29 protein-coding genes and 1 tRNA gene are annotated in these 25751 nt (G+C 68.0%); 17 read left to right on the forward strand and 13 right to left on the reverse strand.

Translation table 11 applies throughout. From position 1 onward, the window contains the following. Positions 1 to 52: 52 nt before the first annotated feature. Positions 53 to 2026: a class I SAM-dependent DNA methyltransferase gene (locus AB0M95_RS06490; RefSeq protein WP_363760380.1), complete on the reverse strand. Its 1974-nt coding sequence runs from the start codon at positions 2024 to 2026 to the stop codon at positions 53 to 55. Beyond that, positions 2023 to 3807, reverse strand: coding sequence for an N-6 DNA methylase (locus AB0M95_RS06495; RefSeq protein ID WP_363760383.1), 1785 nt, complete (start codon positions 3805 to 3807; stop codon positions 2023 to 2025). The genes AB0M95_RS06490 and AB0M95_RS06495 overlap by 4 nt, the downstream gene beginning before the upstream one ends. Before the next feature lie 457 nt (positions 3808 to 4264). Here AB0M95_RS06495 and AB0M95_RS06500 point away from each other — a divergent pair, with 457 nt between their 5' ends. From AB0M95_RS06500 to AB0M95_RS06515, 4 genes are all read left to right on the forward strand, one after another. Next, the gene (locus tag AB0M95_RS06500; protein WP_363760386.1) at positions 4265 to 6016 is read left to right on the forward strand and encodes a DUF6119 family protein; all 1752 of its coding nucleotides are present in this window, start codon (positions 4265 to 4267) and stop codon (positions 6014 to 6016) included. A 157-nt stretch (positions 6017 to 6173) separates the two neighbouring features. After that, positions 6174 to 6464 (forward strand): ATP-binding protein, encoded by a 291-nt coding sequence (locus AB0M95_RS06505; RefSeq protein ID WP_363760389.1) that lies wholly within the window; start codon positions 6174 to 6176, stop codon positions 6462 to 6464. A gap of 637 nt (positions 6465 to 7101) precedes the next feature. Further along, positions 7102 to 7875, forward strand: coding sequence for an endonuclease domain-containing protein (locus AB0M95_RS06510; protein WP_363760392.1), 774 nt, complete (start codon positions 7102 to 7104; stop codon positions 7873 to 7875). A 276-nt stretch (positions 7876 to 8151) separates the two neighbouring features. Next, positions 8152 to 8421, forward strand: a complete 270-nt coding sequence (locus AB0M95_RS06515; RefSeq protein WP_363760395.1) for a hypothetical protein — start codon at positions 8152 to 8154, stop codon at positions 8419 to 8421. A gap of 88 nt (positions 8422 to 8509) precedes the next feature. Here the strand turns inward: AB0M95_RS06515 and AB0M95_RS06520 are convergent, their stop codons facing one another. Next, positions 8510 to 9742: a hypothetical protein gene (locus AB0M95_RS06520; RefSeq protein WP_363760397.1), complete on the reverse strand. Its 1233-nt coding sequence runs from the start codon at positions 9740 to 9742 to the stop codon at positions 8510 to 8512. 221 nt (positions 9743 to 9963) lie between these two features. Between AB0M95_RS06520 and AB0M95_RS06525 the strand changes: the two genes are divergently transcribed. Further along, entirely contained in the window at positions 9964 to 10323 is a 360-nt protein-coding gene (locus tag AB0M95_RS06525) for a hypothetical protein (protein ID WP_363760400.1), read from the forward strand. 40 nt (positions 10324 to 10363) lie between these two features. Here the strand turns inward: AB0M95_RS06525 and AB0M95_RS06530 are convergent, their stop codons facing one another. After that, on the reverse strand, positions 10364 to 10657 hold the full coding sequence (locus AB0M95_RS06530; protein ID WP_363760403.1) for a hypothetical protein: 294 nt from the start codon (positions 10655 to 10657) through the stop codon (positions 10364 to 10366). A gap of 402 nt (positions 10658 to 11059) precedes the next feature. Continuing rightward, positions 11060 to 11707 (reverse strand): ATP-binding protein, encoded by a 648-nt coding sequence (locus AB0M95_RS06535; protein ID WP_363760406.1) that lies wholly within the window; start codon positions 11705 to 11707, stop codon positions 11060 to 11062. A 160-nt stretch (positions 11708 to 11867) separates the two neighbouring features. Between AB0M95_RS06535 and AB0M95_RS06540 the strand changes: the two genes are divergently transcribed. Further along, positions 11868 to 12689: a helix-turn-helix transcriptional regulator gene (locus AB0M95_RS06540; RefSeq protein ID WP_363760409.1), complete on the forward strand. Its 822-nt coding sequence runs from the start codon at positions 11868 to 11870 to the stop codon at positions 12687 to 12689. Continuing rightward, positions 12676 to 12903 (forward strand): DUF397 domain-containing protein, encoded by a 228-nt coding sequence (locus AB0M95_RS06545; RefSeq protein WP_363760412.1) that lies wholly within the window; start codon positions 12676 to 12678, stop codon positions 12901 to 12903. Before AB0M95_RS06540 ends, AB0M95_RS06545 begins: the two co-directional genes overlap by 14 nt. 315 nt (positions 12904 to 13218) lie before the next feature. On the opposite strand, the gene AB0M95_RS06550 is transcribed toward AB0M95_RS06545, so the two are convergent. Then, a tRNA-Lys gene (locus AB0M95_RS06550) sits at positions 13219 to 13292 on the reverse strand. Positions 13293 to 13390: 98 nt separating this feature from the next. After that, positions 13391 to 13993, reverse strand: coding sequence for a hypothetical protein (locus AB0M95_RS06555; protein ID WP_363760415.1), 603 nt, complete (start codon positions 13991 to 13993; stop codon positions 13391 to 13393). A gap of 106 nt (positions 13994 to 14099) precedes the next feature. Here AB0M95_RS06555 and AB0M95_RS06560 point away from each other — a divergent pair, with 106 nt between their 5' ends. Next, positions 14100 to 14642, forward strand: a complete 543-nt coding sequence (locus AB0M95_RS06560) for a DUF1360 domain-containing protein (RefSeq protein ID WP_363760418.1) — start codon at positions 14100 to 14102, stop codon at positions 14640 to 14642. Between the two features lie 255 nt (positions 14643 to 14897). Beyond that, on the forward strand, positions 14898 to 15047 hold the full coding sequence (locus tag AB0M95_RS06565; protein ID WP_358512255.1) for a GPGG-motif small membrane protein: 150 nt from the start codon (positions 14898 to 14900) through the stop codon (positions 15045 to 15047). Positions 15048 to 15228: 181 nt separating this feature from the next. On the opposite strand, the gene AB0M95_RS06570 is transcribed toward AB0M95_RS06565, so the two are convergent. Beyond that, positions 15229 to 15963, reverse strand: a complete 735-nt coding sequence (locus tag AB0M95_RS06570; protein WP_363760421.1) for a metallophosphoesterase — start codon at positions 15961 to 15963, stop codon at positions 15229 to 15231. Beyond that, positions 15960 to 16241, reverse strand: coding sequence for a BON domain-containing protein (locus AB0M95_RS06575; RefSeq protein WP_358512249.1), 282 nt, complete (start codon positions 16239 to 16241; stop codon positions 15960 to 15962). Before AB0M95_RS06575 ends, AB0M95_RS06570 begins: the two co-directional genes overlap by 4 nt. 329 nt (positions 16242 to 16570) lie before the next feature. Here AB0M95_RS06575 and AB0M95_RS06580 point away from each other — a divergent pair, with 329 nt between their 5' ends. From AB0M95_RS06580 to AB0M95_RS06595, 4 genes are all read left to right on the forward strand, one after another. Then, positions 16571 to 16867, forward strand: coding sequence for a hypothetical protein (locus AB0M95_RS06580; RefSeq protein ID WP_363760424.1), 297 nt, complete (start codon positions 16571 to 16573; stop codon positions 16865 to 16867). Between the two features lie 32 nt (positions 16868 to 16899). After that, the gene (locus AB0M95_RS06585) at positions 16900 to 17898 is read left to right on the forward strand and encodes an SDR family oxidoreductase (RefSeq protein WP_363760427.1); all 999 of its coding nucleotides are present in this window, start codon (positions 16900 to 16902) and stop codon (positions 17896 to 17898) included. A 262-nt stretch (positions 17899 to 18160) separates the two neighbouring features. Beyond that, positions 18161 to 19339 carry an ROK family protein gene (locus tag AB0M95_RS06590; protein ID WP_363760430.1) on the forward strand — a complete coding sequence of 393 codons (1179 nt, stop codon included), beginning with the start codon at positions 18161 to 18163 and terminating at the stop codon, positions 19337 to 19339. Positions 19340 to 19568: 229 nt separating this feature from the next. Further along, entirely contained in the window at positions 19569 to 20726 is a 1158-nt protein-coding gene (locus AB0M95_RS06595) for a DUF5931 domain-containing protein (protein ID WP_363760433.1), read from the forward strand. Between the two features lie 151 nt (positions 20727 to 20877). Here the strand turns inward: AB0M95_RS06595 and AB0M95_RS06600 are convergent, their stop codons facing one another. Both AB0M95_RS06600 and AB0M95_RS06605 read right to left on the reverse strand, forming a co-directional pair. Continuing rightward, positions 20878 to 21462: a transposase gene (locus tag AB0M95_RS06600; RefSeq protein WP_363760436.1), complete on the reverse strand. Its 585-nt coding sequence runs from the start codon at positions 21460 to 21462 to the stop codon at positions 20878 to 20880. Beyond that, positions 21437 to 21583 (reverse strand): hypothetical protein, encoded by a 147-nt coding sequence (locus AB0M95_RS06605; protein ID WP_363760438.1) that lies wholly within the window; start codon positions 21581 to 21583, stop codon positions 21437 to 21439. The genes AB0M95_RS06600 and AB0M95_RS06605 overlap by 26 nt, the downstream gene beginning before the upstream one ends. Positions 21584 to 21707: 124 nt before the next feature. Between AB0M95_RS06605 and AB0M95_RS06610 the strand changes: the two genes are divergently transcribed. Continuing rightward, positions 21708 to 22340 (forward strand): response regulator transcription factor, encoded by a 633-nt coding sequence (locus AB0M95_RS06610; RefSeq protein ID WP_358513022.1) that lies wholly within the window; start codon positions 21708 to 21710, stop codon positions 22338 to 22340. A 303-nt stretch (positions 22341 to 22643) separates the two neighbouring features. Here the strand turns inward: AB0M95_RS06610 and AB0M95_RS06615 are convergent, their stop codons facing one another. Then, positions 22644 to 22808 carry a hypothetical protein gene (locus AB0M95_RS06615; RefSeq protein ID WP_363760441.1) on the reverse strand — a complete coding sequence of 55 codons (165 nt, stop codon included), beginning with the start codon at positions 22806 to 22808 and terminating at the stop codon, positions 22644 to 22646. Positions 22809 to 23011: 203 nt separating this feature from the next. Beyond that, positions 23012 to 24301 carry a PP2C family protein-serine/threonine phosphatase gene (locus AB0M95_RS06620; protein WP_363760444.1) on the reverse strand — a complete coding sequence of 430 codons (1290 nt, stop codon included), beginning with the start codon at positions 24299 to 24301 and terminating at the stop codon, positions 23012 to 23014. 362 nt (positions 24302 to 24663) lie between these two features. Here AB0M95_RS06620 and AB0M95_RS06625 point away from each other — a divergent pair, with 362 nt between their 5' ends. The 3 genes from AB0M95_RS06625 to AB0M95_RS06635 all read left to right on the forward strand — a co-directional run bounded on the left by AB0M95_RS06625 (position 24664) and on the right by AB0M95_RS06635 (position 25746). Further along, positions 24664 to 25014, forward strand: coding sequence for a type II toxin-antitoxin system RelE/ParE family toxin (locus AB0M95_RS06625; protein ID WP_363760447.1), 351 nt, complete (start codon positions 24664 to 24666; stop codon positions 25012 to 25014). 2 nt (positions 25015 to 25016) lie between these two features. After that, positions 25017 to 25364 carry a helix-turn-helix transcriptional regulator gene (locus AB0M95_RS06630; RefSeq protein WP_358512224.1) on the forward strand — a complete coding sequence of 116 codons (348 nt, stop codon included), beginning with the start codon at positions 25017 to 25019 and terminating at the stop codon, positions 25362 to 25364. A gap of 70 nt (positions 25365 to 25434) precedes the next feature. Beyond that, a complete protein-coding gene (locus tag AB0M95_RS06635) occupies positions 25435 to 25746 on the forward strand; it encodes a type II toxin-antitoxin system Phd/YefM family antitoxin (protein ID WP_363760450.1) in 312 nt (103 codons plus the stop codon). Positions 25747 to 25751 lie beyond the last annotated feature (5 nt).

Here is a 25751-nt window from a genome sequence, read left to right on the forward strand (position 1 = left end):
GTTCTATTGTTTACCTCGCGAGGACGGAGGAGGTATCTCAATCGCATAATACTCACCCCGTCACCTCCCCGAGGAGCTTCTGGATCTGGGTCTCCAGTTCGCGTAGCTCGGCGTCGATCTCGGCCAGCGGCCTCGGCGGTGTGTACACGTAGAAGTGCCGGGTGAACGGGATCTCGTAGCCGACCTTTGTCTTGTCGTGGTCAATCCAGGCGTCAGGGACGTGCGGGGCTACTTCCTTGGCGAAGTAGGTCTCGATGTCCTCGTCGAGGGGGATGTTCTCGTAGTCGCGCAGGTCCGGGTCGGGCAGGACCGTGCCGTCCTTGTCCTTCTGGACCTCGCCCTCGGGGTCGGAGGCCGCGACCGCGGCCCAGACCGCCTTCTTCAGCGCGGCGGTGCCGGGCCATTGGGCTCCGCTGTCGACGACGGCCTTGTGCAGGGCGTCCGTTGCGTCCTTCTTTGTCCACCAGACCGAGCCGACCAGGCCGCGCAGCGCCTCGATCAGCGCGTTGCGTCCGTCCCATTTGGTCAGGGCTTTCGCGCTACCCAGCGCCACCAGAGTGTCCTCGGTGATTTCGAAGCGGAGCTTGAGCGGGCGCTCTACGGTGATGCGGTGGTAGCCGAAGTCACGGGTGCCGAAGATCTTCACCTTGGCGTGGTCGGGGTGCTCAGCGTCCGCCGCGACCTTCACCGCGTCGACGTACAGCTCGGTGATGTGCTTGATCTGGTCGTCGCTGATCTGCTTACGCTTGTCCCCGAGGGACTTGCGCATCTTCTCCCACTGGTCACGGGCGTCGAGCAGGATCACTTTGTCGCGCAGCTTCTCGGTCTTCCGGTTGGAGAGAATCCAGAAGTAGGTGGAGATGCCGGTGTTGTAGAAGAGCTGGTCCGGCAGGGCGACGATGCCCTCCAGCCAGTCGTTCTCCAGGATCCATTGGCGGATCTTCGACTCACCAGACTCGGCAGCGCCGGTGAAGAGCGGGGAGCCGTTGAAGACGATCGCCAGGCGCGACCCCTTGCCCTCGACCGGGTCCATCTTGTCGAGCATGTGCTGCAGGAAGAGGAACGAACCGTCGTTGATGCGCGGCAGCCCCGCGCCGAAGCGGCCCGCGTGACCGAGCGTGGCCTCATCCTCGACCGCGTCCTTGACCTTCTTCCACTCCACGCCGAAGGGCGGGTTGGCCAGCATGTAGTCGAACGTCCGGCCTCGGTGGCCGTCATCGCTGAAGGAGTTGCCGAAGTGGATGGTGCCGCGCTGCTCGCGCATGAGCATGTCTGCCTCACAGATCGCCCACGACTCCGCGTTGAGCTCCTGGCCGAAGAGGTAGACCTTGGCGTTCGGGTTGAGCGACTTGACGTGCTCCTCTGCGGCGGTCAGCATTCCGCCGGTGCCACAGGCCGGGTCGAGGATGTTGATGACCTGACCGTCCGCGGCGAGGGCGTCCTTGTCGGGGGCGATCAGCAGGTTGACCATCAACTTGATGACCTCGCGCGGCGTGTAGTGCTCACCGGCGGTCTCGTTGGAGTCTTCGGCGAACTTCCGGATCAGATGCTCGAAGACGTAGCCCATGTCGTGGTTGCTGAGCCGGTCGAGGTCGCGCATCGTGGCGAACTTCCCGACTACCGCGTAGAGGATCTTCGCGCCCGCCAGGCGGGTGATCTCGTTGTCCAGATCGAACCGGCTCAGGATCGTCCGGACGTTCGGGGAGAATCCGTTGATGTAGTCACGCAGGTTCTTCGCGACGTTCTGCGGGTCACCCGCGATGGTCGAGAAGTCCTGCAGGGACGTGTTGTAGAACGGCAGCTTCGCCGCGAGTTCCAGCAGCTTCTGCTTGTTCTGAATGGTGAGTGCGGCGTCGCTGTCGCGTACGGCCTGGCGGGTCGGGGCCATCACCGCGTCGAGGCGGCGCAGTAGTGTGAACGGCAGGATCACCCCGCCGTACTCGTGGCGCTTGTAGTCGCCGCGCAGCAGATCGGCCACCGACCAGATGTCGGCCGCCATCTTGGTATGACTGGGTCCCGAGGTCACAGTTCTCTCTTCTCCTCATCAGCGGCACTCGTGTCATCAGTGTTCTTCATCAGCGTGAACTCGGGTGCCAGAACGCCGGCGATCAGTCCGTACACGGTCTGTTCAATCACGTGTGCGCTCGCTCTCCCCAGCGCCGCGAGCACGTCCTCCAGCTCCCTCAGGTGGCGGAACGCATCGCCGTAGCGCCGCTGCTCGGCCAGGGGCAGGCGAGGGACACGGCAGCGACGAAGGTCTTCACGGTTGAGCGCGCCCAGGGTATTGGTCACCGGGAGCGCCCCAGTGTCGGCCCGCAGGAAGGTCGCCAGGAAGTGCGCGTCCAGCCGGGCGGGGTCGATCTCGATGATCTGCGCGACCCCGGTGTCGTCCTCGGCGGTGCCGGTCGCGACGACCGGCGGGCGGCCGAAAGTCCGCAGCAGCACGTCCCCAGCACGCGGGGTGTCGTCGCGGGCCTTGACGGTCAGCACCCCGGCGCGTTCCAGCTCGCCGAGGGTGACGGACGAGTGGCGGGTCGGCGCCGTCGGCGCGGTGAAGCGCGGCAGGCCCTGGACCGCTCGCAGATGGAGGGCGTGCAGCCGGTCGGTGACGCGGGCGAAGTCATCCACGCTCGCCTCGACCCGCGTGGTGACGTGGCGGGATGGCAGCAGGTTCGCATCGCCGTCGAGGAGCTCCAAGCGCGGGACCGCACGAGACACCGTCGGGTCGGCGTCGCCGAACAGCCGCTCCCAGGCGGCGAACTCGTGCGGGACGTCCGCGGCGTCGCCCAGTCCCGACAGGTCGACCATGCGGACTTCTCGATAGTCGGGAGCTCCGTAGGGCCGCCGCAGGACCCAGAGGTAGACGTCGGTGTCGGGGGCGGAGCCCATCCCTTTCGGCAGCGCGATCACGTCGCGGAGCGCGCCGGTGCGCACCAGTGCCGCGCGGATCTGCTGGCCCGACGGCTGCATGCAGGTGCGCGGCGTCACCGCGACGACAGCCACGCCGCGCGGCCGCAGGTGCGCGTAGCAGTGCTGGACCCAAGCCAGTTCCCCGTCGCGCGGGGCCGGGGTGCCGAACTCCCAGCGCGGATCGGTCGCCAACTCGGCCGAGGGCCACTGCGGCAGGTCGAAGGGCGGCTCGCAGACGACGGCCGCCGCCGCGCCCAGATACCCGCTGAGCCGGTTATCCAGCAGGGAGTCTCCGGTGTGGATCTCGTACAACGTGCCGAGGGGATTGTCGCTCAACCGCTGCACGGCCGCCTCGGTAGCCGACAGCCGGACATCCTGCCCAGCCAGCCGGACCCCGGTGCCGAAGCGGTCGGCGACGGCCAGCAGAAGCGTCGCCTCCGCGCAAGCGGGATCCAGCACGACGGGTACGTCCGCGTTCCAGTCGCCGGACGACCCGGCCGAAGCCGTTGAACGCGGCAGCAGCGACGCCATTACCCTGGCCAGCAGCTCACCCGAGGTCAAGTCAGCGATGCCGCGCTCCGGCCCCTGCTCTGGCAGCCGATCGAGATCGCTGCTCTCCCACGCGTGGGGCGAGCCGCTCGGGAACGGAGCAGGGCCGTCGACGCGCTGCGTCCCGGTCTCGGTCCGCCCGGCCGTCGACAACTGGTCGCCCTTCCCTGTCGCCTTCAGCCATACCTCGACCTCGTCCAGGGAGAACGTCGGGCTGTGCTCGCTGCCACCGACCGGCTTAGGGAACTCCGGATAGCGCCTGCGCCAGTTCGCTACGGCCGCACGGCTGACGCCGGCCAGCCGCGCGATCGCCGCCGCCGTCACCTCATCGTGCTCGCCAAGACCCATGGGGGCAACCATACAGCGCAACGCTGACCAATCCAAGGTTTGTTAGCACTCGTGAACATCGACACGAATGCTAACGATTGGTGGTATGTTCACACCTGCAAGAGTGAGTGGCAGTCGTCTTATCAACCGCCGTGAGCCACGGATGATGAGCGCGATGGGGTCCCCTGCCGGGCACCCAGGAGCGTCCTCAGTCAGCCGATCCGGGGCTGTGAACACCTGCTCCCCAGCCCTTTCAGGGAGCGCAGGCCGCCGCCCCACGTACAAGAAGCGCCGAATCGCGCCGGAGAGAAGCACGACCCTGTCTGGACATGGTTCGTCCGTGCAGGGGCTCCGGCCACGCCGACAACACACCCAGAACCGGTGCGCGCGCCGCATCGGACCTATGCCCGGCCAAGGCGCACCGCACTTCCCAGTTGTCTGGACCACCCTGGTCCCCATACCTCAGACGAGGACTGACATGAGCGCTGAGAACCACAACATCCCGGTCGCCGCCGTGAAGGCCACGACCCCGCCGACCACCCGTAAGACCTCCCTCTACCGCCTGCGCAGTGCAGACCCGCGCGCACACACGGACCTCCGCTCGTTCGTCCTCCCCCGCTACCTGGACCGCGAAGGCTTCCAGGCCCGCAAGGTCGACCACGAGGGCGTCTCTGGCCTCCTTGTCACTGGCACGATCGCCCCCGGTCCCGCCGATTGGTGCGACCCGCTCAGCGCCCTGAGCGGGCACCCCGTCGCCGAGGAGAACCGGACGACTCTCGCCCTCCTCCTGGTCCGCACCGGGCAGGCGATCTACGGCCTCACGTACGGCATGGGCCACCTGATGATCGACCCGGCCCGGATCGACCCCGGATTCGGCATCGAGCTCGCCATCCGCTGCCTGGACGCCGACCGCATCACCAAGGTCCGTCGCCAGGTCATGGACGCGCGGGGCCGGACCGACGAAAACTCCGCCACCGGCGGGGAGAACATCCGGGGCTTCGGCATTGAGCAGTTCGGAGAGATCGTCAGCCAGATCGCCGGCCAGATCGCCAACGTCCCGCTCACCTTCACCAAGGACCGCACCCGGCCCGCGCACATCACCGGCAACGACCGTTCGGTCAAACTGCCCCTCGGCAGCACACCCGCCTCTCTGCTCCACGATCTCCAGCGGATTGAGGAGGTCTGCGCCCAGCCGAGCCCGCTGCCGGAGTTTGAGTTCATCGCCCAGGTCCGGCCGCTCCTCCCGAAATCCGAGCAGGTCCAGCGCCTCGACGAACGCCTCGACGCCATGCTTGGGGGGGACGAGCCTGCCCTCCTCGCACTCGCCGTGCCCAGCGTCTGCCGGGACCGGTACGACTTCGCGGAGTCCTTCAAGGTGACGCTCGGGGGCCGCTCTCAGTACCGCACGGAGCTTGAGATCAACCAGTTCGTCGAAGCCGTCCGGCATCGGCAGCCGGGGAGCCGCCTGCGGGCCCTGCGTGATGGGCGCATCCAGATGTTCGCCGACGCTGAGGGAAACGAGCTGATCAGCAGTAAGGTCCCCGCCGACCACTGGCTCACCGCCGAGGTGTCCGAGGGGAGCTTCCACTACTTTTACTGGCAGCGGCGGTGGTACGAGATCGGCGCGGAGTACCTCGTCGTCATCGAGCAGCGGATCGCCGAACTCCTCGCTCGTCCCACCACGGTCACGATGCCGCCCTGGCCCAAAGGCAGCAAGCCCAAGGAGAACGACGAGGGCTGGTACAACCAGCAGGTCGCCGCTCGGGAGGGATACGTGCTGCTCGACAAGGACACCGTGCACACGGCACGTCTGCGCGGCGGCGGGCTCGAGATCTGCGACGAGCTCGGGCCTGACGGCCAGTTCATATGCGTGAAGAAGGCCGAAGCGACCGCCGAGCTGAACCACCTCTTCGCGCAGGGACGGGTGGCCATGGAAACCCTGCGCTTCGATGCCGAGGCTCAGGAGAAGTTCCTTGCCAAGATTGACGAGCTCGCCCCGGGCCACTCCATGGACAGGACGTTCAGGTCGCTGACCCTCGTCTACGGCATCCTGCTCAAGGACGGGGTGCCGCTGACCCCGGACTCCCTGTTCGCATTCGCGAAGGTCTCGCTGCTGCACGCGGTGACCGCTCTGGAGGGGATGGGCGTGCGCGTAGAGATCGTCTCCATCTCCCGGACCTCGGCCACCGGGATGGTCACGCCGGGGGGAGACGCAGACCCGTCTTCCTAACGGTCACCAACCCGACGATGCCGATTAATCATCCGAGGAAGTCAAGCTGCGTAGTGGTACCCCCTGAGCCCCTCACCAGCAGACGGGATTGGGTCCGCGAAGTGTCGACGATGTCGTCAGAGAATGGCATCGCCTCTGAGCCCCTGCCTAGGCCGGGGTGATCAAGGCCCACAGTGTCGCGATAGCTTCAAATGAGTCGTTTTCGGGATGGAACAAGACATTCACCGAGCCCCGGCTCTACGCCGCCCTCGTCGACCGGCTCACCTACGGCGGCAACATCATCGAGACCGTGAACGCCGTCTATCAGGACGGATACGCCCCGACCGCAGAGGACTTCGAGTCGTGTGAGCATTTCGTCATCACTCTGGGGATCAAGTCGGCGGAGATTCAGGCGAAGGTTGAGGAACCGGACTGGTTGCGACGACGGCCGTCTGGCCGATCGGCATAGTGCGGTCGCGCCATTTGCGAGCGGAAAGGCAGCGTCCCTTCTGGAGCGGCTCCCACTGATCGCGAACTGGACAAGTGGGCCGGCGCACGCCGTGGTTGAGCGCCGGATCTACCCCAGGTGGTTGGTGAAGCGAGAGGACAGGGGCCCACTCTCAGAGCTAAGGGCGCTCGCCAGCTCTACCGCCACAATGGGCCGGCCATCCCACCCCTGAGCATCTTCCTGTAGTCGGAGCCTCGAGCCGTCCCCGGAGGCCGGTGACGCTGGTGATGGCGTTTCTGGGCCGAGCCACCTCGCCAACAGCGCCGTGCACAGCCCGGCCACGCCACGCAAAGGTGGCAGCCGGCCCACAGCCGCCGCGCGCTACAACCGCACCACCACCGCCGGAGAACCAGGCCGCAGCGGTCCCCGCTGACGGCCAGCTTGTCGAGCGAGATCTGTCGGTGCGGAGAGCTACGGTTTGCTCACCCCCGATCCCTGTCCGAAGGGAGACCAGATGTCATACCGGGACCACCTGAGCGACATCACCGAGTTCGGCCCCTGCAGGTCCTGCGGCTGCACCCCCGAGACTCAGTGCGAGGGCGGGTGCCAACGTGACCAGAAGCGGTGGCGACCCAGCGTGGGCCTGTGCACGGCGTGTATGTCCAGTAGAGGCGCCGAGGGCTGCTACCCAGGCACCAAGTCCCACGCCAAGCGCGGTAACTCACTCTCTGAGGCCCAGATCGAACAGTTCGGCGGCAGAGTGTGCCACATCTGCGAGAACGGCGAGATGCTGGTGAGCGGCCTGGCGCCGGCGGACCAGCAGGGCTGGCGCGGGGTTCAGCCCTACCGCCACCTCTGGGACCCGAGCACCTGGGTCGGCATGATCTGCAGCATCACCAACGCTCGCGGCCGCGCGTTCGACGGCTGCTCCCGCTACCTCGGGTACGTAACCCGCGGAACCCCCAACGGATCCGTACGGCGCCTGCGTGCCCTCGCGCACTATCGCGACAACCGGCTGGACCTGATGCCCTACCTCGACACTCCGGTCACCCAATACGATCGGGACGAGGCCAAGCGACGCCGCAAGGACTTCGACATCTCGCCCGCCGAGGTCGCAGCCCTCCGTGCCGCAGCCGGGCACAAGTGCCAGATCTGCAACCGGCCCGAGGCCGAATCTGTCCCTGCGGACCGCCGGCACCGCATGGTGATCGACCACGACCACGAGGCCCACCTGTGGCGCGGGCTGCTCTGCCCCGAGTGCAACAGCAGCATGAAGTTCTTGGACTTCGGCCCTCGCGAAGATCGCGAGCGCTACTACAGCAACGCCCTGCAGCTGTTCAGCCGTGTCGACGGTGTGCGGGTCGAACCGAACTACAACAAGCTCCGTGCAGGCAACAAGGCCAGAGCGGAAGCCCGGCGCCTGGCGAGCTGAGCCGCCCGCTTACGGCCCGGCGCCCTACCCACTGCTCACGTCGCTAGGGTCTGCTGCGCTGGCCCCAGCCCTACGATCATGGCTGCAGTTCCTGAGTGTCCTGCCCCTGATCGCCATGGCCTCTCTGCGCCGCCCTCCCGGCGCCGAGGCATCCAGTTCCTGCCGCCCGCGACGCCATGGTGATGGCGTTCTGGGCCGAACGGCTGGCCTCCTCCAGCGTTCGCAACCCGGCCGCGCCCCGTCAGGGTGGCGGCAGACCTACGGCCGCTGCCCGGAATGGCCGGCTCGCCGCAGCCTCCCGATGAGGGGCCCGAACTGTGGCGGGCAGAGGCGCTGCACCGCCTGCGGTCTCTCAACGCCAACAGCATCGCCGCCTACCAGGTGATCGAGCACCCGCGGGCCCCAACGGATCCACCCGAAGGCGTGCTGCGTCTGGCGCTCGGCGCAAACTCGCATTCCAGCTGGTGGGACCGGGCCGCCGCCTACGTGGACAAGCGGATCAACGATACTGACGGTCTTGAAGAGTGGGGTCTGCACGGCTGGTAGCCCCCACGAGCTCCCGGACACAACGCGGGCAGCCCTATATATAGCTGTGCGCTTGACCGTCGCCTGGGGCGCGCGTGGTGGTGGCGGATTAGCGCCTAAAGCGGCTGGTGGCGTCGCCGGGCAGCGCGAAGGGCAATAGAGCCAGGTGGATCTCCTGGTCACGATCGCCGCGAGCGTGCATAACGAAGTCGGCCCGTTCGTCGCTGTCGTGCTGTCCCCGCCGCTTGTAGTTCGGGTGTGCCTCGACCGTCTCGATGGCAGAGCGGATGGCCGCGCTGACGTCCTTGTTCCTGATGAAGATCAACAGGGCCGCCTTGGTGTCCCGCCACACCAGGTAGCCCAGCAACTGGTCAAGGGCAGCTTCGACGGTCTTGGGCCCCGCCCAAATCTTGCACTCGCCGATGAAGACGTTCCGGTCACGCTCGCGGATCAGGATGTCGGTCTTGCCGTTGCCGTTGAACACCTCACCGCTGGCCGTGCCTTCGAACTGGGCGTTCAGCCCGACCAGGAGCAGGTTCCGGATCGTCTCCTCGTCCATCCCGGCTGCCAGGGACGGGGTGCGCTCCAGGGCGTCGCGTGAGTGACGCAGGACTTCGAGGGCGGCCTCGTGGTCCTCCTCGGCCAGGACGGGCTCAGGAACGAACCGCTCGCCCTGAGAGGCGGGTGCGCCCGCCGAAGGCCGGAGCGTGCGCCGCTTGACCGGAACGCTGTAGGCGGCGGCGTCCGCACGCTTGCGAATCGGGAACCCGACCGCGGCCTGCACGTCACGGACGGCTAGCAGCTCGGCGCGCCGGCGCGACACGAGGCTGGGCACGGACTCCCTGATCTTCGCGTTGTGGGGATCGATCTCTTCGCGCGCCCATCCCAGCCATCGCTCGATCTCGTTCAGCTGCTGATCGAACCGCTTACGAACCTGGGTGCCGTCAGTCAGCTCCCCTTCCACAGTGAGCCGCAGCTGGCTGTCGTCCAGATATTCGACAGAGGGCGGGGTTTTGGGGTATCGCGACGGCCTGGTGAAGAACAGGATGCGTTCGCCCTCGTACGGGACTACTAGCGTGAGGAGCGAAACGCGCCGTTCTACCCGGCGGCCGAACTTGCTGCTCTGCTGAATGGTTTCTGTCGGCTCCAGCATCCATGCCTCATGGCGGAGGAGGCGCGGGCAGTCCACAGTCCCGAGTTTGATCAGAGTTTCGATGACGTCGTGTTCTGGAGCCCGAAGTAATGCCTCCTGGTCCCACTTGTGCAGGAGGTTTTTCATATCGCGGATAACCATCGCCAGATGGGCGCGTAGCTGATGCTTTAGGAAAAGGTGAGCTGCCACACGCATACCTTGCCGTGCCGGACCGACAGAATCGAAACGGGCACGAAAGGCGGACCACCTGGCCGGACAACGTGATGAATGGCGCTGGATCGACAGCCTGGTGAAGCGCCACTCAAATATTGATCAAGCAATGCCACCAGGGATGCTGGGCTGCGGGACCCAGACACGCAGGAGGTTCACAGTAGCTCCGTTCTGATCTCCTCACCCGGAACGGATAGCCCATGAACCGTCGCATCGCCGTGCCAGCCGCCGCTCTTGCCGTCCTGCTGGCTCCCTCGTCGGCCACGGCCCAGACATCGGACGGCTGGCATGATGACGCCGGCTGGGGCTCGGTCACCGTCTCGGCCGACCGCCACCGCATCACCGTCTGCGACCTGAGCAACGACCGCCGTGCCGTCCGGGTCGAATACGCCACCTCCTACCTGCAGACATGGACCATCGTCGACTCCAACGGCGCCCGCTGGGGCTGCAAAACCGACTCCACCTTCTTCAGCCGCATCACCGCCTTCAAGCTCTGCGAAGGTCGTAAGTACGGCTCCTGCCGCCCCTCCACCTGGATCTCACGATCCGGCCTTGGGTAAGCGCGGCCAGTCCGCAATCTTGCGCGCGCGGCCGGGCGGTCTATGCGCTCCTTCTTCGGCGTCGCCCTGCCACGATCTGCGCGGCCGTCAGCCCGCACACGTGCTCTACGTGCCACCGGCGGCTGTTTGCCGCTTTCCGGCCATCCCACTCCTTGAAGTCCTCATTTGAAATATTGAGCGGCGGCTGCACTTCGACCGGCCGGTAGGCAGCACGCCAGATCTGCACGTCACACGCATAGGTGGGATTCCAAAACGTGTAGTCACCACCAACGACCGCCTCGGGATCGAGATCAATGGAGAGACCATTGCGCTCGAACAGGTGCACCTTGATCACGTCCCAGCCGCACTCGCGGCAGTATGCTCGTCCGGCGCTCATGCCGCATTGCCAGCGTGTGCGGATTGCGCTCCCAGCAGATGAGCAACAGGCCGCCCTACGGAGGCGTGCGGCCTCGCTGGGGGATGTGTGGGCTGCGTCAATGCCGCGCCTGCCACGAGCTCGGGGGTGAAGTGAGCACATCTCTGCTGCGAGGGTTCGTCGTGCCCTAGAGCGCCATCCCCGCCTTGCGCGGCGCATCGCAGGATACGAGTGATGTGCCCGCGTTGAGGATGCTCGTGTCCCGCTCCGCAGGCGCGTCCCTCACATCGCTGATCGATGCGTACGCCAAGATGGTGCCGTCGACCTACGAAGACCCCTCCGAGCCCGTAGGTGCGCGACCTATTGATCCTCTCGCCGTAATCATTGGCCATGGGCGATATCCCTACTGGTACGCCCGTGAGCCTGATCCGCTGTCCTCCGCCCGCCGATCGCGATACCCGCTGTTGGGGGTTGGGAAGGCTCAACCGGACCGTCGGCTCTCGCGTCGCCCGTCGCAGGCACGTCTTCCTCCAGCACCGCCCACACATTGCGGCGTCCGGCGTCGCAGATATAGGTGCCCCAGGCAGCGGCGTACTCCGCCACGATGCCTAGGCCGCGGCCGGTCTCCGAGGTGAAGGCCGGCAAATGCGGCTGCGGCAAGAAGAACCCGTTGAGGGTGCCGGGATCGATGACCTCCAACAGGAGGGAGCGACGGCCGCGGCTGACGCGGAGCACTATCGACTCACGGCCCAAGCCGTGGGCCGGGTGGATGACGGCGTTAGTGAGCAGTTCGCTGGCCACCTGGAGGACTGCGGGGAGCAACGGGTCGTCCTTGCCGATCCACTGGGCGACGACATACCGCCCCTGGCGAGGCGCCTTCGCGTTCCGAGACAGGCTGATCCGCGAAATCAGGATCACCGCTGCCGATGGACGAGATTCCTGCACCGGCATGGCTCTCACGGGCACGGGCACGGTTTCCTCTGGCATGGAAATCACCGACCATCTAGGGGCCTCGGCCTCAAGGTCCACAAGATCAACTTTCTTGTGAACCCCAGTTCGCCTGGTTCGTTGAACACACCCCCAGAGTGGCCCTCAGCCGTTACTTTTAGTAGTCAACCGGCGACACACTTGCTCCACACATCGAGTTCACGGATGTGTGTGTACTTGTGAACATGAGGGTGATGCATCCATGGCTGCAAGTGAACTTGACCCAGGAGCCAGTCCTCTCGCTCTCTTCGGAGCCGAGCTGAGAAGGCTGCGGGACGAAAAAGGCGTAACCCAGGAAGAGATCGCCGACTACACCCACGTCAGCAAGAGCCTGGTCAGCCAGATCGAGAACGCCAAGCGCACCCCACAGCGAGACTTCACCGAGCAGGTCGAAAGACTTCTCGGCGTCAGCGGGGACCTGCTCCGCCTCTTGCCCCTAGTGATCAAAACAGGACCGACCTGGTTCCGCCAATGGCCAAAGATCGAGGCCAATGCTCATACCCTGCGGACGTGGCAACCCCTCGTGATTCCCGGGCTGCTACAGACGCGCGACTACGCTCGCGCGATCCTGAGCGGGCAGCCGGGCATCAGCAGCGAACGCGTCGACGAAGAAGCTGAGGTACGCCTCGCCAGGCAGGTGGTGTTCGACCGTCCCGAGCCACCCGTGTACGCGGCGGTCATCGACGAAGGAGTCCTCCTACGCCCCATCGGAGGAGCCGAGGTGATGCGGCAACAGCTCGACCACCTCCTCAAACTCCTGGCTCACCCCTGCATCACCCTGCAGATCGTCCCGATGACCGCCGTACCCACGATCGGCCTGCTGGGCGGATTCGTTATCGCCCAACTCCTCCAGGGACCAGACGCCGTGTACTTGGACTCAGCCGCAGACGGCGAGGTAACAGATCGCGTGGACCGCGTGCGCACCGTTAGTGTCAGATTTGACGCCATCCGGTCATATGCCCGACCGGTCAACGAGACCGCAGACGCGATACGCGAGAAGATGGTGATGTATGAACGTAACTGACAAGCTGGCCGCCGAACTGGAGACAGCACAGTGGCGTAAGTCCTCCTTCAGCGGCGCCAACGGAGGCGACTGCATCGAGGTGGCCCAATTGAGCGGCGACCGCTTCGGCATCCGAGACACCGAACAGCCTGACGGCGTGCAGCCATGGATCGTACGGGGGAACGTCTTGCGCGCCTTCGTAGCCGGCGCCAAAGCCGGAGAATTCGACTTCTAGTGGCCGCACGGCCCTGATCGGTTCGACGCCGATCGGCCAGTGCCACTGCGGTGTCGTGGGCCAGTTCTCCGCGCCACAGCACGTGCATGCCAGACGCGTAGCCCAGCCCGGAAGGCCCCATTGGCGTTCTGCTGAACGTCTTCAGGGTCTGACCTGGCGAACGGGCGCAAGCCGGGTCCCGGAACACCCGGCCGCGTGCCGGAACCGTGCCGAAGAGCATCCACCGAGCAACCATGGGAGCGCCTCGGCTCGGCCAGAGCCGCTTGAAAAACGAGAAACCCCAGCTCAGCGCAACGAGCTGGGGTTTCTGTGCGGTGCGCCGCCAGGGACTCGAACCCCGGACCCGCTGATTAAGAGTCAGCTGCTCTAACCAACTGAGCTAGCGGCGCGTGACTCCATCTAGAGTAGCGGCACAAAGAGGGTGCCTGTGACATTGTTCCGGCATGTCCTGTGACCTGGGCTCTCGGCGAGGGGTGATGTGGGCTTTTCAGGGCCAGCGGATGTCGGCGTCCTCCGCGGGGGGCTTGGGGCAGGCCACGCCGAGGCGGTCCAGCAGGGTGAGGAAGGTGGAGGCGTACGGGGAGACCGAGACGACCTCGGCGACCCGGTCCCAGTTCACCTGCTCGCGCAGGGCGCGGACCTGCGGCAGCAGCGAGCCGTAGTCGCAACTGTGCTCCGACATCGGCATGATCCACGTGATGACCAGGTCGGTGGCGTCCAGGACCGGCAGGCTGAGGGCCGCCGTGTTGATCATGTGGGAACGGGAGATCATCTCAGGGGTGATCGGCCGCTCCTCGATCCTGAAGATGAGGTCGACGAGCCTGTCGTCCTCGTCGAAGGCCTTGACCAGCCAGTCCTCCGGCGGCTTGGCCGTGCGGAACCCGGCCTGCCTCAGGGTGTCCAGCGCGCGAGGCACGTCCTCCTCCACGAGCGCGAAGTCGACGTCGTGCAGCGACGGCGCCGCGCCGCGCGCGTAGGCGGCGCACCCGCCCGCCAGCGCGAACCGGATGCCCTCGGCCTTCAGCGCCGAGCCGGCCCGCTTGAGCGTGTCGATGATCGCGTCGGTGACCTCATGCGTGTGGCTGCCCAAGGCTCACCCCCCATGAAGAGCGATGGTCGAAGATCATCGCGACTACCCCCCTTTTTCCAGCCCAAACCCTGGGCATGGTCGTGCCCAGCGGGGGTACTCGCCGCCTATGACCCTTTCTGTGAAGAACAAGCTTCGTGAGGAGGAACGGGCCTACGAGAGCGGGACCGATCGTCCGCTCGGTTCCTACCTGCGCATTCTCACCGTCTACGGCGGTGCCGTCGCGGGCCTGGTGGGACTGGGCAGGATCACGGGCGTCAAGGCGCCGGAGCGGATCGCCCCGCTGGACCTCGTGCTCATGGGGCTGACCACGCATCGCGTGTCCCGCACCCTGACCAAGGACCCCGTCACGAGCCCGCTCCGTGCCCCCTTCACACGGTACGCCGGAGTGAGCGGTCCTGCGGAACTGAGGGAGGAGGTCCGGGGCCACGGCGTCCGGCACGCGGTCGGTGAGCTCCTGACCTGCCCGTTCTGCCTCGCGCAGTGGGTCGCGACCGCGTACGCCGCGGGCATGGTGTTCGCACCCGGCTTCACCCGGCTGGCCGGGGCGACCATGTCCGCCGTCGCCGTGTCCGACTGGCTGCAGCTCGCGTACGCGCGGCTGATGCAGGTGGCGGAGGGGGAACCGGAGAGGGAAGGGGACTCCGAGTGATGAGCGAACTCTCCCGGAACATCGCCCCCCGCCCGGACACGACGAGCCCCCGGGCGCTCCCCGGGCCCAGGTACGCCCTTCCTGTGTCCTAGCCGCGGCGGCTTTCGAGTTGCGCGGGACGGATGACGTGCGGGGCGGGGCGTTGTTTGCGCTGTTCAGGACGTTGGTTGGGGGTTACTTGCCCGTGAACCCTGCGAGGGGAAGAGTTGATCCGCAACCGCGTTAATGCCTGATTTGTCAGGGCAGTTGGTGCGCATGGGAACAATTCTCTGGATCATCGCAGTCATACTGGTCATCTCCGGGATCTACGTCATCCTGGCCCGTCGCGATCTCCTCTGGGGGATCGTCCTGATCGTCCTCGGCTTCCTCGTCGGCCCGGGCGGTGTGAGCATCTTTCACCCATAGCGGTACCACGACGACCGGCCCCGGATCCGGGGCCATGAGAACGCGGAAACGGCGGACCTGCGTACCCCGGTCCGCCGTCCGCGGTCGTGGTACCCCGGCGACCGGCCCGTGAGAACGGGCTCCACGAGAAACGGGCCTCGTCAAGGATCCTCGGCGGGGCCGGTGAACCGGTGGCGTGACCTCAGCAGCCCTCGGGGTCGTCGCCGCCCAGGCGGTACACCGCGTAGGCCCGGCGCAGCACCGGCAGGGCCACGTTGCGGACGCGGACGCCGCCCGGCGTCACGCCCTTCTCGACCCCGGCGTGCGCGTGGCCGTGGATGAAAAGATCGGCGCCCTCGGCGTCGACCGCCTCGGCCAGCAGGTAGCTGCCGAGGAACGGGTAGATCTCCGGCGGCTCGCCCGCCAGGGTGTCCTTGATCGGCGAATAGTGGCTCAGCACGACCCGGTGGTCGGTGTCGAGGCCCTTCAGCGCCTTGTGCCAAAGGTCGGCGATCTCGCGGGTGTGCCGGACGAACGCCTTCATCTCCGGCTCGCCGAACTCGCTGGCGCACTTCCCGGCGAACCCGCCGCAGAACCCCTTGCCCCCGACCACGCCGAGGCGCGCCTCCCCGCACGGGATGACCATGGAGTCGTCTTCGAGAACCTGGATGCCCGCGTCGCGCAGCACGGCGATGATCTCGTCCTCGGCGTCGGACTGGTGGTCGTGGTTGCCGAGCACGGCGACCACGGGGACGGGCAGGTCGCGGAACTCGTCCGCCACGATGCGGCCCTCCTCGGGCGTGCCGTGGCGGGTCAGGTCCCCGGCGAGCAGGAGCACGTCCGCGCGCTCCTCGATGCCCGTCAGCCGGGGCCGGTATCTGCCGCGGATGTCCTCGCCCAGATGGACGTCACCGACGGCGGCGACTCTGATCTTCACAGGGTCTCCTCCTCCCCCGGTTCCCGTACTTCGACGACGGTCACCTCGTTGCGCACCGTGAACCCCGGCGCGTTCTCGCCGGCGACGGCCGCGACGTGCGCGCGCCGCTCGGCGCCTTCCACCTGGCCGCGCAGGAAGAGCTGGTCGCCGCGGATGTCGACGCGGATGCCCAGCTCGTAGGTGCGCTCGTCCTCCGCGAGGGCGCGCTGGACGCGCGCGGCGACGTAGTGGGGAGCGTCGTGGTGCGAGGCGACGGAATGCGGAGCCTCGTGGGACATCTCTACCCCCTCCGATCGAGTCCTGGTCTCGCCGTGCCCGTGATGGCGCCGGTGAAACCGGGGATAGGTTTGGTCCTCGCCTTTCAGGATAGAACCGCGCCTTAGCAATGTGTCCAGGGCATACGCGCCTCCGGACACCGGCGGCGCGTGCGGGTCGTCCGACCTTCACCCCGAAGGCGCGAGCGCTCACGTCACCCGATCCGGCGCCCGGACGGGAACGGCGGGCCGTCCGTGGCACCGGGCGCTCGCGGGCGGAGGCGATCCCGCGGCGTGCAGGGAACGACGTGCGTGACCTGCGAAGACATGCGAGCGAAGACTCGGGAGCACACATGACGTCAGATTTGTCGGGTATGGGGAGTGTTCACCGGGAAGGAGGAGGCAAGGCGCAGGAAACTCCTGAACAGCGGTCCGAGACCGGCAAGCCGATGGCGGCCGCGACGCCCCGGGATGTCATCCACATACGCCTCGCGTCGTTCGTGCTGTTCGTCGCGATCGCCCTGGGCGTGCTCTCGCTGATCGCGGGGGCGACCGTCCCCGCCGTGATCCTCGGCGTGGTCGTGGTGGCCGCCGTCGTGGACGTCACCATGGCTCTCCGGCGGCAGCGCCGTCTCGGCACCGGACCCTGATCCACCGGCTGAAGGGCACGAACATGTCGAGCTTGAGCGGAAAGGTCGTCGTGGTGACCGGCGCCAGCGGTGGCGTCGGCCGCGCGGTGGCACGCATACTCGGAGAGCAGGGCGCCAGGGTCGCGCTCATCGCGCGAGGGGAGACGGGCCTCGCGACCGCCGCGGCCGAGATCGGCGGCGAGGGCGGGACCGCATTGGTCTTCCCCGCCGACGTGGCCGACCAGGAGCAGGTCGAGGCCGCCGCCGACGCCGTCGAGAAGGACCTCGGGCCCATCGACGTGTGGATCAACGTCGCGTTCTCCTCGGTGTTCGCGCCGTTCCTGGAGGTCGAACCCGAGGAGTTCGAACGGACGACCGCCGTCACCTACCTCGGGTACGTCTGGGGCACCCGCGCCGCGCTGCGGCGGATGCGGCCCAGGAACCGGGGCGTCATCGTCCAGACCGGGTCGGCGCTGGCGTACCGCGGCATTCCCCTGCAGTCGGCGTACTGCGGGGCCAAGCACGCCATCAAGGGCTTCACCGAGTCGATCCGCACCGAGCTGATGCACGACCACAGCGACGTGAAGATCACCATGGTGCAGTTGCCGGCCGTGAACACCCCGCAGTTCGACTGGGTGCTGTCCCGGCTGCGCCGCCACCCCCAGCCCGTGCCCCCGATCTTCCAGCCGGAGGTCGCCGCGCGGGCCATCGTCCACGCGGCGGAGCACCCCGCGCGGCGGGAGTACTGGGTGGGCGGCAGCACCGCCGCCACGATCATCGGCGAGCGGCTCGTACCGGGGCTGATCGACCGCTACCTGGGCAAGACGGGCTTCTCATCCCAGCAGACCGACGAGAAGAAGCCGACCGGTGTCGCCAATCTTTGGGAGCCCGCGGACCAGGACCGCGACTACGGCGCCCACGGCAGCTTCGACGCGCGCTCCAAGGACCGCAGCGTCCAGGTGTGGCTCTCCCAGAACCGCACCCGGCTGACGGCCGCCTTGGGCGGCGGCGCCGCGACGGCCCTCGCCGTCCGCGCCCTGCGCCGCCGCTGACCGACCCACGAGAACTCAAGCACCCGTGCGACGACGGACCCCGCCTCTGGCCGACCCGGCACGGGGCCGCCGTCCACAGGGTTTCCGCAGGTCACAGGGCTTCCCACCAAGTGGGGCGGTGTCGCCGTCCCCACGGCACCCCGGAACGCGCTCCGCCGGGAGGGTGATGGAAGGGCCGGTGCGGTCGCCGAAGACCCGGTCACGAAAAGTGGTGGGACGACCTGCTTTGACGTTCGCGAAGGGATCCGTGTTGACTGCGGGCATGTCGAGTGAACCGAGCGGGCCGGCCTTCGGCGCGGGGGCACTGCTGTCGATCCTGCGGGACGGCCAGGCCCGCACCCGTGCCGAGCTGATGCAGATGACCGGCCTGGCCCGATCCACGGTCTCACAGCGTCTGGACGCGCTGATGCACCACCGCCTGATCATGCCCGCCGGCGACGCCATCTTCTCCGGCGGCAGGCCCGCCACGGCGTTCGCCTTCAACAGCGGCGCCCGCGTCGTCCTCGCCGCCGACCTCGGCGCCACCCATGCCCGGATCGCTGTCACCGACCTCGGGACCGAGATCATCGCCGACCGGACGGCGGACCTGCCGATCGACCGCGGCCCCGAGCCCACGCTGAGCTGGCTCGTCGAGGCGTTCACCGAACTGCTCGCCGCCCACGACCTCACGCCCGACCAGATCGCCGGGGTCGGCGTCGGCCTTCCCGGCCCGGTGGAACACTCCTCCGGGCGGCCGGTGAACCCGCCCATCATGCCCGGCTGGGACGGCTTCCCCGTGCCGGAGTGGCTCGGCTCGCGGCTCGGCGCGCCGGTGCTGGTCGACAACGACGTGAACATCATGGCGCTCGGCGAGCACTGGGCGGGGCAGCCCGAGGTGGACCACCTCATCTTCGTCAAGATCGGCACGGGCATCGGCTGCGGCATCGTCTCCGAGCGCCGCCTCCACCGGGGCGCGCAGGGCGCGGCGGGCGACATCGGGCACATCCGGGTCACCACGGCCGACGACGTCGTCTGCCGGTGCGGGAACATCGGCTGCCTCGAAGCGCTCGCCAGCGGCTCCGCCCTCGCCGGGCAGCTCCGCGCGGCCGGGCTGCGGGCCGAGGGCAGCCGTGACGTGATGGAACTGGTGCGCGCGGGCAACGTCCGGGCTGTGCGGCTCGTCCGCCAGGCAGGGCGGGAGATCGGCGACGTCCTGGCGTCGATCGTCAACTTCTTCAACCCCGCGGTGATCGTCGTCGGCGGCGACGTCTCGGAGGCGGGCGAGCACGTGCTCGCCGGAGTGCGCGAGGTCATCTACAGCCGGTCGCTGCCGCTGGCCACGCACGACCTCAGCATCCGTTCGAGCCGCCTCGGCGACCGCGCGGGCGTGGTCGGGGCGGCCGTGATGGTGATCGACCACGTCCTGGCCCCCCATACGGTCGACCGGACGATCGCGGGCTGAGCCCGGCACTCGCGTCACCGGCAGGCCGCAGGCCTTCCGAAAGCCCGGTAGGGCACGGTAGTCAGGAAAGTCCCCTGAACGCGAACCTCCCCGATTCCCTGCGCTTCCCCACCGCGGTCGCCGCCACCGCGCTCATCCGGCTGCTGATGTGACCCCGCCACGACGGGGACACATCGCCCTATAGTCGGGTCGACCGGCGACCACGCCGTACGAGCGTGATGAGGCTTATATGGGGATCGAGCACTCGTTCTGGCGTGCCATCGCGGTCTACCGGATCGCCTCGCTCGCCTACGCGGCGCTGCTGCTGGCGAGCGCCGGAGGCTACGCGCGTCCCATGGTGGGATGGCTGATCATCGGCGTCATGGCGCTCTGGACGGCGGTCACGTCCCTCGCCTACGCGACCGCCAGGTCCCGGACGCTGCTGGTGCTCGACGTGCTGGTCACGCTGGGCTGCCTGCTCTCCTCCCCCTACATCCAGGGGCCCGGGGCCGGTCCGGCGGGGGTCATGCCGATCACCGCAACCTGGATCGGCGGCCCGGTGCTCGCCTGGGCGGTGCACGCGGGACGCCGGGCGGGCGCGGTGACGGCGATCATCCTGTCCCTCTGCGACATCTGGCTGCGGGGCTCGGGCGGGTTCGGCCATCTTTCCGTGCCGATCAATGGATCCGTCCTGCTCGTCCTGTCCGGCGCCGTGGTCGGGCACGTCGCCCGGCTCACCAAGCAGGCCGAGGAACGCCTGCAGCGGGCCACCGAGATGGAGGCGGCGGGCCGGGAGCGGGAACGGCTGGCCCGGGGCATCCACGACTCCGTCCTGCAGGTGCTCGTCCTGGTGAAGCGGCGGGGGCTGGAGATCGGCGGGGAGGCGGCGGAGCTGGGACGGCTCGCGGGCGAGCAGGAGGCGGCGCTGCGCGAGATGGTCCGCGGCGAACCCCCGGCGGCCGGGCCCGAGGAGAGCGGGCTCACGGACGTGGGCGCCCTGCTGCGCCGCTACGGCTCGGCGACCGTGACCGTCTCCACCCCCGCGACGCCGATCCCGATGCCGTCCAGGCGGGCGCGCGAGGTGGTGGCGGCCGTCGGCGCGGCGCTGGACAACGTCCGGGCGCACTGCGGGGACGACGCCCGGGCGTGGGTGCTCGCGGAGGCGGACGACGCGCGCGTCACCGTGACCGTGCGCGACGAGGGCCCCGGCATCCCCGCCGGGCGGCTCGCGGAGGCCGAGGCGGAGGGGCGGCTCGGCGTCGCGCAGTCCATCCGGGGGCGGATCGCCGGGCTGGGCGGCGTGGTCGGCATCGTGTCGACTCCGGGCCAGGGAACCGAGGTCGAGATGACCGTCCCCGTGCCCGGCCCCGGCCCCTCCCGCCGCCTCCGCGCCAGGCTCCGCCGCTGATCGCCGGCCCGTGGACACGCCCGCGCTCGAAGCCCACGCCCCAGGCACGTGTTCCAGGCCGTGATGACCTCCCGGTACAGTTACGGTCGTCAGCTTCTCGGCCCTGAAGGGACCGAGCTTGCAGCTCCTCACCGTGCATGGGGTGCACGGGTCAGGCCGCGTCGTCGGCAGCGTGACTCACTGCCCTGCGACCAATGTTGATCGCAGCGTTGTGGTCGCCCGGGCCAGCGAACCCGCACCAGACACACGAGAAGTCGTCCCGGGTGGGACGGTTGCGCTTGTCGCAGTGGCCGCACTGGTGGCAGGTCCGCGACGTGTTACGCGGGTCCACCAGCCGGACGGGGACTCCGGCGAGGGCGGCCTTGTAGGTGATGAACGTACGGAGCTGGTAGAAGCTCCACGAGTGCAGGTCGGCCCGCTGAGCCTTGGCAACCGTGACCCGGTCGCGGATGCCTTCGAGGTCTTCGAGGGCGATCCCCTGCCGGGTGTCTTCGGCTTTGCCGACCAGATGCTTGGAGATGCGGTGGTTGACGTCCCGGGCGAACCAGGACTCCTTGCGGCGGCGCGCCTTGAGCAGCCGCTTGGCCGCCTTGGTGCCCTTCGCCTGGAGGCGGGCACGCAGGCGGGCGTGACGCCGCCGTACCGCGCGCACACCCTTCCCCGTGTGGGCTTCGCCAGTGGAGTCGGTGGCCAGGTTGACGATGCCGAGGTCAACGCCCAGCCACTTGTCCGGCACGTCCCCCGAACGCGACCTCGGCGGCCCGGTTGACGGCGGCGTTGCAGGCCCGCATCGTCGCCAGCAGGCTCTTCACCTGCTCAGGGCTCGACGCGAGCTTCAACACCTCCGTCACCAACACGCCACTGAGCGTAACACTCAGTGGCCACGAAAGGATCAAATGTGCAGGACCGCTCCGCGCTTCCACCCGGCCCTGAAGGACCGGGCTTTCGCGCTGTAGGTGTCGGGTGAAGACGCTGCGGGTGATGGTGGTGGACGACCACCCGATGTGGCGCGACGCCGTCGCCCGGGATCTCGCCGAAGCAGACTACGAGGTGGTGGCGACCACCGGCGAGGGCCGTCAGGCGCTGCGCGTCGCCGCCGCCGTCCGTCCCGACGTGGTGATCCTCGACCTGCGCCTGCCCGACCTGCCCGGGGTGGAGGTCGCCCGCGGCCTCGCGGCCTGCGACCCTCCCCCGCGCGTGCTCGTCCTGTCGGCGAGCGCCGAGCAGGACGATGTCCTGGAGGCCGTCAAGGCGGGCGCCTCCGGCTACCTGGTCAAGTCGGCCGGGCGGGAGGAGTTCCTGGACGCCGTCCGGCGCACCGCCGAGGGCGAGCCGGTGTTCACGCCGGGCCTGGCGGGCCTGGTGCTCGGCGAGTACCGCCGCCTGGCCGGGCGCACCGGCCCCGACGCGGGCGGGCCGCGCCTGACCGACCGCGAGACCGAGGTGCTGCGGCTGGTCGCCAAGGGCCTGTCGTACAAGCAGATCGCCGAGCGCCTCGTGCTCTCCCACCGCACGGTGCAGAACCACGTCCAGAACACCCTGAACAAGCTTCAGCTCCACAACCGCGTCGAGCTGGTCCGCTACGCGATCGAGCGCGGTCTCGACGAGGAGTGACCCGCCGGGCCCGTCCGGCGGGTCACTCCTCGCCTCAGAGGTTTCGACCTTGCAGGGGTCGTGCTCGGACAACAGCGTCTCTGATTGGCTTAGCGATCCTGTGCGTTACACAGAATCAAGGCACAACGAGCTGCCCGGTATTCACCAATCGTCTTCGTGCCCTGGTGCCGGCAACTGGAGCCGCCAGCCCGTTGGGCACGTCCCTCCGGACGCTGACCGGTCAGGCGTGCACGGCCTGACCGGGGAGGGTGCCCGACGTCGCCTGGGCGCCGGGCGTGCTGATAACAGTATGCCACGACATGACTACGATTCGCTAATCGAATCAGAAAGCCTGTCCAGCCGCGCCTGGTCGACGCGGCTGGACATGGCGCCGAGTTCCTGCCGGTCGCGTACGCACTTGGCGAGCACGAAGGCGGAGGTGACGGTGTAGAGCACGGCGATGGCAGTGGGGTGAATCGGCTTGCTCATACCGTCGATGGTCCCGCTCCCCCGGCTGCCGCGGCCTGAGTACGCGTACCCGTCCACGCCTGAGTACGGCCCCGCCCTGCACCGGGCACTCGACTCAGCGGGCCCTGTCCCAGGCGGCCCAGGATGATGTAGCACCCCGGGGCCGCTAGGGGTGGGGTGCGAGGTGGCGGGACAGGCAGAGCCGCGTCAACCGCGGGCGCGGGTCACGCGGGGCGACTCTCCGCGCAACAGGACGCCCGCCGGACGTCCGTGCCCGTGACCATGTCCCCCAGCCCCCTGTGCCCGGAGTCCCCGTGCCACTCGGCCACCAGCACGGTCGCGTCGTCCTGCAGCCTGCCCTTGTGGTACTCCAGCACGCTACGGATCAACCGGCGGAGCGTCTCGGGGATCGGCAGGCCGTCGGCGCTGCGGCGGATGATGAAGTCGACGAACCGGGCGAGGCCGAACTCCTGGCCGTGCGGGCTGCGCGCCTCGGTGATGCCGTCGGTGTAGAGGAGCACCCGGTCGCCGGGCTCCAGTTGCTGCTCGCACACCGTGATCGGCATGCCGAGGTCGAGGCCCAGCGGGTGGCACGGCGGGCAGCGCAGGGTGAGCGTGTGGCGGCCCCCTCTGATCAGCACCGGCGGGTGGTGTCCGCGGTTGACCCAGCTCAGCATGCCGGTGGAGGCGTCCAGGTCGGCGAGGATGGCGGTGACGAAGCGGGTCTCCCTGCCGAACTCCTCCAGCAACGTCTGCTCGGCCGCCCTGCTGCTCTCGGCCAGGCCGTCCCCTTCCACGCGGCGGTTGCGGCAGACGGCCACCGCGAGGTTCGCGGTCAGCCCGGCGGACACGTCGTGGCCCATCGCGTCGAAGATCGCCAGATGCGCGGTGTTCCCCGCGATGGAGTAGTCGAAGGCGTCGCCGCCGATCTCGTATGCGGGTTCCAGCGCCCCGGCGATCACCACGTCCGCGTTGGCGAAGGTCAGCGGGGGCATCAGGTTCCACCGCATCTCGGCGGCCACGTTCATGCAACGGGTCCGGGCGAGGTGCGCGTGGGAGTCGCTGTACCGGCGGGTGCAGACGATCATCAGCGCGACCAGGGCCGACAGCGACCGCATCGCCTCCAGGTACGTCTCGTCGGCGTCCGGGGTGGTGATCCGGATCACGCCGAGGCGTTCGGTGCCGTTCAACAGCGGCACCCACCAGGAGATCGGACCGCCCTCCCCGCTCGCCACGGACAGGAACCGCACCTCCTGGAAGGCCCGCCCGGCCAGCGTGGCGTCGATCTTGAGCTCGCTGAGCTCCTCGGGCGTCCGGCCGCTCGTGGCCGGACCGGTGCCGATCATCGGGCGCAGGACGTCCTGCTGCAGGTCGGTGAGGAAGATCACCACATCCCGCAGCCCGGTGTGCGCGGCGTACTCGGCCGCCAGCGCAGGAATCTCGTCGAACCCGGCCAGGTGGCTCGCGTCCAGCAGTCCCGTCAGCATGCGCTCCATGCCGCGGTGGTCGCCCATCGAGCTCACCCCCCCGCCCGGGACATCGATGGACCTTCGGGACAATCTTTCCACTGGCCCATCCCGCTGGCGAGACATAAACCAAACCAGGGACGCCGCTTTACCGGGTAATGGCCATCTTTACCCTAACGCCGCTTGGACGCAGGGCGGGGGCCGACCCGCGTCGGAGGAGCGGCCTTCCTGGCAGGGTTGGTCCGCCACGGAGATAGCGCCTCTTCGGTTCCAGTGTGAGCTGAACTGACCAACATGTTCGGTTACCCAATGGAGTTGTTCAATTTCACGACGTCCTACTCGGACGGCGGTAGCCTACTGTCCATGTTAAGGCTATCCTTGATTTCGAGAGGGCTCTCTTGGCGTGGACGGTGAAGGTCACAGAGGAGTACGCCGCTTGGTTCAGGATGCTCCTCAAGGAAGAGTTCGACTCGGCGATTCAGGTCGCTCAGGCTGTAGCCGCTCTCCGGGAGGAGGGGCCGACGCTGGGCAGGCCGCTCGTCGACCGGCTCAAGGGAAGCTCTCTGCACCATCTCAAGGAACTGCGTCCGGGATCGCGGGGGCGATCGGAGATCAGGATCATCTTCGCCTTCGACCCCACTCGGGCGGCGCTGTTGTTGCTGGGCGGAGATAAGGCGGGCAACTGGGATCGGTGGTACAAGGAGAACATCCCCCTGGCCGTACAGCTCTACATCGAGTACACCAGCGACGAAGAGGAGTGAACATGCCGAAGAGGACTTTGGGGGACTGGGCCGACCTGGAGCGGGAACTGCACGAGGCCGGTGTCTCCCCTTCCGTGATCGAGGAGGGTGCCAGGAAGCTTCTCGCCGAGGCCCGCGGCCGTCAGCTTGCTGAGGTACGCAAGCAACTTGGGCTCGGACAAAAAAACGTCGCGACCGCCATGGGCGTGAGCGTTGCCCGTGTCTCCCAGATCGAGCACGGCGAGGTAGCATCCCTTGAGGTCATCGCTCGCTACGCAGAGGCGCTCGGGGCCCGCTTGGATCTGGTCGTCGACTTCGGCGATCGGACGGTACGCCTGCCTGTCAGCGAGAAGTCGCTGGATGCCGCTTGAGTGGGGCCCTGGTTCTGTCGCACGCAGCTCTCCACCTTCCTCCGGGAACACGGCGAGCCACACTCGACGTATGAAGGTCATCACTCGGTGTGAGCTCAGGAAGAGCTTCGCGGCCGTCATGGATGCCGTGGAGGCCGGCGAAACTTACCGCGTCACCCGCAACGGCATAGAAGTCGCCGAACTCCGGCCACTTCCGCGCAGGCAGCGCCTGACTGCAGAGGAACTGGTCGCCCGGCATCGCCGCCTGCCGCACGTGGACCACCAGCAGATGCGCCAGGAAGCCGACGAGCTCTTCGGCTCCGAGGACCGCGTCGGCGATGACGATCCCTGGGAGCGTCCCGGGCGGGAAAGCCGTCCGATTCCGGAGAGGGAGAGACGGTGAACGCG

It is taken from the genome of Sphaerisporangium sp. NPDC051017 (assembly GCF_040683095.1).
In the GTDB taxonomy this organism is placed as follows: domain Bacteria; phylum Actinomycetota; class Actinomycetes; order Streptosporangiales; family Streptosporangiaceae; genus Sphaerisporangium.